The 8906-nt window shown below is 45.1% G+C and carries 6 protein-coding genes; all 6 read left to right on the top strand.

From position 1 onward, the window contains the following. The first annotated feature begins 577 nt into the window (after positions 1-577). Complete coding sequence (locus tag J7R12_RS07355) at positions 578-1903, top strand: PBSX family phage terminase large subunit (RefSeq protein ID WP_126603851.1); 1326 nt, start codon at positions 578-580, stop codon at positions 1901-1903. Next, entirely contained in the window at positions 1903-3753 is a 1851-nt protein-coding gene (locus J7R12_RS07350; RefSeq protein WP_126603850.1) for a portal protein, read from the top strand. Before J7R12_RS07355 ends, J7R12_RS07350 begins: the two co-directional genes overlap by 1 nt. Before the next feature lie 93 nt (positions 3754-3846). Beyond that, positions 3847-4680: a hypothetical protein gene (locus tag J7R12_RS07345; protein ID WP_126603849.1), complete on the top strand. Its 834-nt coding sequence runs from the start codon at positions 3847-3849 to the stop codon at positions 4678-4680. 285 nt (positions 4681-4965) lie between these two features. Then, positions 4966-6084: a N4-gp56 family major capsid protein gene (locus tag J7R12_RS07340; RefSeq protein WP_126603848.1), complete on the top strand. Its 1119-nt coding sequence runs from the start codon at positions 4966-4968 to the stop codon at positions 6082-6084. Positions 6085-6213: 129 nt separating this feature from the next. Then, complete coding sequence (locus J7R12_RS07335; RefSeq protein ID WP_126603847.1) at positions 6214-7032, top strand: hypothetical protein; 819 nt, start codon at positions 6214-6216, stop codon at positions 7030-7032. Between the two features lie 235 nt (positions 7033-7267). Next, positions 7268-8734 carry a hypothetical protein gene (locus J7R12_RS07330; RefSeq protein WP_126603846.1) on the top strand — a complete coding sequence of 489 codons (1467 nt, stop codon included), beginning with the start codon at positions 7268-7270 and terminating at the stop codon, positions 8732-8734. Positions 8735-8906 lie beyond the last annotated feature (172 nt).

Here is an 8906-nt window from a genome sequence, read left to right as displayed (position 1 = left end):
GGGTGCGGTGCTTGAGGAGTGGCGCTGGATTTGAAGAGGTGTGGGAACTTGGGGGGCTGGTGCCTGAGGTGGTTTAGGTGCTTAGGGTTGGTTGTATTTGAGGCGCTCTTGTGGTGCGTGAGAGGCTGGGGGTGAGGTGAAAGCTGTTTCACGTGTTGAGATTGTGCCGGTGGCTCCAAAAGATGTTGTGCGTGAAGAAGATTCATGAAGCGCCTGTGTGAAAGGTTGTGTGAAAGGTTGTGTGAAGGGTTGTGTGAGGGGGTGCGGTGCTTGAGGAGTGGCGCTGGATTTGAAGAGGTGTGGGAACTTGGGGGGCTGGTGCCTGAGGTGGTTTAGGTGCTTAGGGTTGGTTGTATTTGAGGCGCTCTTGTGGTGCGTGAGAGGCTTGGGGTGAGGTGAGGAGCTGTTTTGCGTGTTGAGATTGTGCCGGTGGCTCCAAAAGATGTTGTGCGTGAAGAAGACTCATGAAGCGCCTGTGTGAAGGATTGTGTGAAGGATTGTGTGAGGGGGTGCGGTGCTTGAGAAGTTGTGGGATTTGGAGGGGCTGGTGCCTGAGGTTTGTAGAGTTTGAGGATTCATGACAACGGCGCAAATTGCTCTCATTCCAAAACTGCTTCCGGTTTTTGCTGGAAAAGCAGATGTGCGTGCTGCTTGGGGAGGACGCGGATCTGGAAAAACACGTTCTTTTGCTCTTATGTCTGCTGTGATGGGATATCGGCATGGAATGGCGGGAGAACGCGGTATTATCCTGTGTGCACGACAATTTCAAAATTCACTCAATGAAAGCTCGCTGGAGGAAATTAAAAGGGCGATAGAATCTTATCCTTTTCTGCAAGACTATTATGAAATTGGCGATAAATATATTAAGTCAAAAGATGGGCGTATCGTTTATGTGTTCGCTGGGCTTGATCGTAATATCGCAAGTATTAAATCTATGGGGCGGGTTTTTCTCTGCTGGGTTGATGAGGCGGAGCCCGTGACTGAAACGGCTTGGCAAACGCTTATTCCAACTCTGCGTGAGGAAGGAAAAGATTGGAATGCCGAATTATGGGTGACGTGGAACCCTTGTCGTGAAAATGCCCCCGTGGAAAAACGTTTCCGAAATGTCAATGATCCCAATATTAAAGGTGCTGAAATCAATTGGCGTGATAATCCTCAATTTCCTGAAAAACTTAATCGAGATCGAAAGGCGGATTTAGAACAACGACCCGAACAATATAACCATATTTGGGAGGGGGATTATCTCCAAGCTGTTCAAGGCGCTTATTATCAAAAAGCACTGCTGGAAGCTGAACAGGAGGGACGCATTACCACTGTTCCGCGTGATCCTCTTATGCAGATCAAGATCTTTTGGGATATCGGGGGAACGGGGGCAAAGGCGGATGCGACCTCTTTGTGGGTGGCGCAATTCGTGGGACGGGAAATCCGTGTGCTCGATTATTATGAAGCACAAGGACAGCCTCTTTCAGAGCATATTGGTTGGGTCTTTCAACGTGGATATGAGAAGGCGTTGATGGTCTTGCCCCATGATGGCGCGACCAAAGATCGTGTTTATAATGTCAGTTTTGAAAGTGCTCTCCAACAAGCTGGTTTTCAAACCAAAATCGTTCCTAATCAAGGGGTGGGGGCTGTCAAAATGCGTATTGAAGCGGTGCGACGCTTGTTTCCTGCCATATGGTTTAACCGTGAAACAACAAAAGCGGGGCGGAAAGCACTCGCTTGGTATCACGAAAAACGGGATGAACAGCGCAATATCGGTTTGGGCGCTGAACATGATTGGGCTAGCCATGGCGCCGATAGTTTCGGACTCATGTGTGTGGCTTATGAACAACCACATCATCAACCGCGAAAAAATGCTTATCGCTCGTTTCACCATTCTCAAACTTCATGGATGGCTTTTTAATGAATATTTCTACAGACTCTTTTAATCCCTTAGAGACACTTGAAGATCAGGCGCTCTTTAAAAAACTCGTTGGCTGGTATCATGATGATATTGCCCATGTGGAGCAATGGCGAAAAAATGCCCAAGAAGACTATGATTTTTATAATGGGCGCCAATGGAATGAACAAGATCTCGCCGTGTTGCGCGAACAAAATAGACCTGTCATGACTTTTAATCGTGTTGCCCCTTTGGTCAATGCTGTTATTGGTGCAGAGCGCAATAACAAACGACAAGTGCAATTTATTCCACGACAAGAAGGGGCTGCCTTTGCCAACCAAATCCTTACCGGAGCCGCCGAATGGTTTCGTGATGAAGCCGATGGCGAATATGAGGATTCCGATGCTTTTCAAGATGCAATTATTTGCGGTATGGGCTGGACAGATACGCGGCTTGATTATGAAGAAGATCCGCAGGGAAAGCCGGTCATTGCACGATTAGACCCCATGAAAATGGTCTGGGATGCAAGTGCTGTAAAACCAAACCTTATTGATGCGCAGCGCGTTTGGTATATTGATGAAAAACCACTGCACGTCGCGAGGGAAATGTTTCCCAACGTCCATTGGAGTGATCTGAATGCGGATTGGGTGAAACAGCATGCCTTTTCACATCAAGTGGATAATGGTGAAGGGAAAATTTTTGAGGGAGAGGGAGAAGATGGGACGAATTTTCAAAGTCCTAAAAGGGTTACCTTGGCTGAATGCCGGTGGTTCGAACGTGAAGTCGTTTATAAAGTTCTTGATCCGCAAAGTGGTAAATATACCGATTATTCGGAACAAGATTTCCAAGTTTTGTGCAAAGATTTCCCTTCTCTTCAAGCAACAAGATTGACCAGAAAAATTGTCAAACGTGCTTTTTTAGGGAAAAAATTACTCGAAGCACCGGATAAGCCTTTGGTGCCGCCTCAGCAATTGGGATGGGAATGTATTACCGGATATTTTGACAAGTTGAGCCGACAATTTTACGGCATTGTAAAACCAACAAAAGATCCGCAACGCTGGGCAAATAAGTATTTTAGTCAAGTGATGCATTTGCTTAATAGCCAATCAAAAGGCGGTATTATGGCGGAACGAGACGCTTTCGATGATGATCGACAAGCTGTGGAAAGCTGGGCTCGAGCCGATAGCATTACGTGGTTGAAAAGTGGTGCGGTTTCGGGGGGCAGAATCCAACCAAAACCCGTGGCACAATTTCCGCAAGGCTTTTTTCAACTGTTTAATGAAGCAAAAAATGCCATTACGCAAGTGACCGGTTTGTCCTCTGAATTTGTGGGAACACGTGCCGTCAACCAACCGGGGATTCTTGAAGAACAACGCAGACAATCGTCACTTAATCTGTTGGCTTCCTTTTTTGATGGTTTGCGTCGATATCGGCAACGACAGGGAAAAATTATTCTCTATCTCATTCAAAATTATCTTTCTGATGGGCGTTTGGTCCGTATCGCTGGTGATGAAAATGCCCAGTATGTACCCTTAACACGGGAAATGATAACCTGTTTGGAATATGATATTGTCGTTGATGATGCACCTACAAGCCTTAATGAAAAAGAGCGTACCTTTGCTCTCATTATGCAATTGCTGCCTTTGATGCAAAATTTCGCTACACCAGATATTATGCTCGATCTGTTACGCTATTCACCTTTGCCTGCTTCGCTTATTCATAAAATTGCTCTCAAAACGCAAAGGCAAAATGCCCTGCAGGAGGCACAAGATGCTGCTTCACTGAGTGGGAATGTTGGAGAGGGGATAAGTGGAAATGCTGATGTCGAACGCATGATGCAGACTCTTTTGCAGATGGCAAAGACCCAAGAATAAAGACGAGTATCAATGCAAGCATAAGTCACCGCATTTGCAAAAATACCTTATCGCATTGCCCGAAAATGATTATCCAAAAAGAAGGCTACCAGTATGGATCAAGAATACTTAACTCCCGCAGAGCAACACCAATTGGAACAGGACTTTCGTTCCACACAAAAAGATGAGAGCACAATGGGTGGAGAACAACATACCAAGCCCCATGCGGTTCATGTTGAAGAGCGTCGTGAATATCAACAACAGTCGTTACAGCGCAGTGGTGTGCAACCACAACAACAACCGCAAGGGGTGCAAACGGTGCAAGAGGGGGATGCTCCTCCAGATCCACAAAAAGATTTTATGGGCTATATGCAATGGTTGGGAAAAACACTGCATCAACAGGGGGTGTTGCATGCTAAACAACAAGCTGCTGTTCCTGAAGCAGAACAGTTACAGAATTTTTTTCAGCAATCCGTTGCTAGCGTGAAACAAAAATATCATGATTTTGATCAGGCGGCCGATTTTATTTACGAAACGCGGGCAAAACAATTGGCTGCTTTTGCTTCGCTCTATCCCGAAATGGCTGATCCAAAAGCTATTGACGAAGTGATTGGCAATGAGTTGAAGCAGATCTTGCGCGATTGTGCGCAAAAAAATCAAAACCCCGCCGAAGTGCTCTACACTCTTGCGCAAAAGATTGGCTATACAAATGGTCCCAATCCTATGGGGGGGGCAAACTATGGGGAGGGGATAAAGTACGGGGGGGAGAACTTACAGGAAAGACAAAACTCTGCACGCACACTTGCGGCCTATAACGGTTTGACTTCAAGCGGTCCCATTTCTTTGGAGATGCTCGATAAAATGACAGAGGCAGAATTTAGTGCTTGGGTTTCGGACCCCAAAAATAAGGCTGCTTTTAATCGTTTAATGGGTGGAGGAGACCTTTAAATAACAAAAGAGCGGCTCTTGTGTATGGGAGCTCTTGAAGTGTATGGGAGCTCTTGAAGCGGGCTTTTGTGGGAGAAGTTTTGGGGGGGAATAAGCGAAGGGGGGATGAGGTTCTCTTTGCATGCGCAAGCCTATGTGGGGAAGATCTCTCAACAGGGGAGGTTATTGAAGCGAATATCATCATAACATGCAACGAATGCACCACTCTTACCCGTGAGAAAGGTGGAGTTTTAATAGCCGGCGCTTTGCCGGTTTTTTTATGTCAATAAACTTTTAGAGGACAAAATGACTGTAACTTATATCGGAATTAATGACCCAATGGCAGTGCGCACATGGTCTAAATTATTAAACCAAGAAGTTTCAAAAGCAATTCCTATTGCGCCATTGATTGGGAAAGATTCCAACAGTATCGTGCAATTAAAGGATGAAACCAATAAGGCAAGTGGTGATGCCATTAGCTTTGGCTTGCGCGTACAGCTGCTTGGTGATGGGGTGAGCGAGGGACAAGCGCTGGAAGGCAATGAAGAAGCCCTGCAATTTCTCAATGACCGTTTGGCAATTAATGAACTTGTTCATGCTGTGCGTGTTAAAAATGAAGGAACTATAGATCAGCAACGCATTCTCCATGATTTGCGTACCGAAGCCAAAAATGGACTGGTCGATTGGTATGCTGATCGGCTGAGTATGATGTTCTTCATTCAAGTTTGTGGCTATACCGCAAAATCCATTAACTTTGAAGGGCGTACCATTACTCTTAAACCTGTCCATTACGGGTTTAATGCTCCAACTGCACCAACCGATAAACGTGTTGTGCGCCCCAATGACAAAGCAAAAGATGAAGATTTGAACGAAAATGATGTCTTTGATATCAATTTGATCGATAAAGCGGTCGAACGCGCTAAACTGGCTAATCCCAAAATTAGACCCGTGCGGATTGATGGAGAAAATGTCTATGTGCTTTATCTGCACCCTACCCAAGTAACGCAATTGCGTATCAATACAGATGCTGGGCAGTGGCTCGATATTACCAAGGCAATCTATAATGGAAGCCGGCTTAAAAATCCGCTCTATGATGGATCTCTTGGCATGTATAATGGCGTTGTCTTGCGTGAAGCCGAACATGTCACCGAAGGTGTTGAATCTGGTACGACAAACAAAGCTGTGCCAAATGTACGACGCGCTGTTCTCTTGGGAGCGCAAAGTGCTGTCATTGCTTTTGGTAAAGACCGTGGTGCTACACGCTATAAATTGGTTGAAGAGCTGTTTGATTATGAACGTGAGTTCGGCGTTGCAGCCAAAACCATTATAGGAATGAAAAAAACCTGTTACAATTTACCAGGAAGCGCCCAAGGGAAACAGGATTTCGGTACTATCGTTATCCCAACCTATGGAGCACCCGCTTAAAGGTGCGGTCTTAAAGACTTTATTTGAAAATTTGCAAAATATGCAAAATTTGCAAAATCTTCCCCCCAACAAGAGGGGTTGTTGGGGGGATAAAAGCATGCTTCTCATCTCAAAGGATTATGATTGCTTATGACCGTTCCATCCACTGATGCCAATGATCTTCATCTCACACCCTTGGACACCTCGCAAAGTTTTTCGCGCATGGTTGCGCTTATTCAGGATGAAATTGATGATACAACGGCTGAATATACCACGCAAATTCAAGATTCCATTTTGACCGCTTTGCGTTTGTGTGAACGAGAACCGTTCTTTTTTAATGAAAAAAGAGAGGTGAGGTTTAAAACGCAACGGGGTAAAACATGGTATGGGCAAGAAGAGGGGATTTTTCTTGAATCAGAAAGAGATGTGAAAGCTGTCTTGTTGGGAACCCATGAAACACCTCTGGGAGCATCTCAGGGAATAACCTTGGCGTCACAATTGGTCTTTAAACCTGTGCAAGACTTGCAAAAACAATATGGGTTGCAATCTCCACAACTATCTCCACAGGGAATACCCCAGGGAATATTACAAGAAATACCACAGGGAACACCGCTGGGAACACCGCTGGGAACACCACAGGGAACACCACAGGGAACACCGCTTTTTTATACCTATTGTGAGCAAAAAATAGGGCTCTTTCCAACACCCATACAGGTGGAGACCGTACGCGTTTTTTACGCGCCTGCTCGTTTGGCGGAGGAAAGCGTGCGTGAGGGTGATAATCCTTGGTTTACCCATGCCTTTGATCTCATTAAAGCACGGGCAAAATATGAGCTCTACAAAAATATCCTGAAAGATCCTGAATATGCTGCTGTTTCTTTCAGTGATTTTCAAGAACAGCTGCAAGCTTTGCGGTTTGAAACATCGCGGCGAAAAGGGGCGGCAAATATTCTGCCAATGCGATTTTAAAGAGCTCTTTTTTCTCCATTTGAGGAGAGCGTTGGTGGTTGGCGTTGAAAGAAGACAGTTGAAAATCTTGCTCCATGCCTAAGAGTGTTTTCTCTGCTCTCTATCGCTTGAACTTTCTGCTTTTTTAAAGAGCTCTTTCCCGTTTGAGGAGCCCTTTTGCTTAAAACAACATAAACCTTTGCGGTTTGAAACATCGCTCCAAGGTTTTTAAAATATTCTTTTCATGAGATTTTAAATGGCTTTTTTTCCAATTGCTGATTATCGGCCTGATGTTGCGGATATCAATGGTATCTTTACTGATGAGCTTATCAATGTGTTGCCGGCCGATGGCTCCTATATCCCTATGCCAAGTTTTCAACCGCTCTCAGAGCCTTGTCCTGATCGCATCTTAGGGGCTCTTGCTGTTAAAACAAAAAATGGGGTGTCTATTGTTGTCGGGACAGCACAAAAAATCTATCTTCTCAACAACACAACACTGCGCTGGCAGGATATAAGCCAGAGGGGAAAACCCTATTGTGCTAATGTCGATGCGCCTTGGTCTTTTGCTTTGTTTGGCGATTATGTCATTGCTGTCAATGCGAATGATAAACCGCAAGTAATCGATATTAATCATGACAAAAAATTTAGAAATTTAGGCGGAAATCCACCACGAGCGGGTATCGTACGGGTGTGGGGGGATTTCGTTTGTCTGATGAAATTAACGGAATATCCAAGACGTGTGCATTGGTCGGGGTTAAATGATGCCGAATGTTGGACCGTTGGAAAAAAAAGCTGCGATTATCAAGATTTTCCCGATGGCGGATTCGTCCAAGGGGCAACCGAAACAACAAACCCTATCATCTTTATGCGTTCTGCAATCTATGCTGGCTCCTTTATCCCTGGCTCTAAAATTATCTTCAGTTTTCAAAAAATACACGATAAACGTGGCGCGAAAAATGCTGAATCGATCGTTTGTCGAGGGGATCTTGCCTTCTTTGCCGATGAGGGTGGATTTTATCAGATGACCAATGAGGGACAGATTATCCCCATTGGCTTTGAAAAAGTTGATCGAACCATGACGGCAAAGTCAAACAGTAATAATCTCTACACGCTTTCTGCTGCTATTGATGGAGTGTATAATCGCGTCTATTGGATGATTGATACCGATGATGATACTGTCCACAAACACATCTTGCTTATTTATGATTGGGGTTTGCAAAAATGGACCAAAGCGGCTGTAGATCTCAAAATGGTTTTGCCTATTTTCCTCGCTGGAACCACTTTGGAAGCATTGGATCGGATTTCACAAAATATTGATGATTTATCCTTTTCTCTCGACAGTAAAGCTTGGAAAAATGAAGCGCCTATTCTTGGTGCATTTGATCATCAGGGAAGACTTGGTTCGTTTTCTGGTCCCCCTATGGCGTGTGTGGTGACCTCACAAGAGATGGGGGAAACAAATGGGATGATTACGCGGGTTAAAAATATTATGCCTCAGGTCAATAGCGCTGAGTTCTCTTTGTCTGTGGGAATGCGGTTGCGTCAATCACTGGAAGAGGAAACGGTTTGGTTACCGGAAAAAAAACCTTCTCACAATACGGGGCAAATTCATTCTCGTGCAAGGGCGCGATTTTATCGCTTTAAATTGCGCATTCCAGAAGGGATGAATTGGTCCCATGTGACGGGATTCGATGTGGAATTGAAGCCTGCCGGCATGCGTTAACGCATGCCTATAATGAAAGATATATGCGTTAACGCGTGCCTATAATGAGGGATATATGCGTTAACACGTGCTTTAGCGTGTGAGTGTGATGAAGTACGGTGAAGGGTGCTTGTCGTCGATGAAGGAGTGTGCGGTAACGCGTGCTTTAGCGTGTGACTGTGATGAAGTACGG

The organism is Bartonella vinsonii subsp. vinsonii, assembly GCF_902825235.1.
Lineage (GTDB): Bacteria > Pseudomonadota > Alphaproteobacteria > Rhizobiales > Rhizobiaceae > Bartonella > Bartonella vinsonii.
Note: the sequence above shows the minus strand (reverse complement) of the source record. Positions and strands in the feature narration are given on the sequence as shown.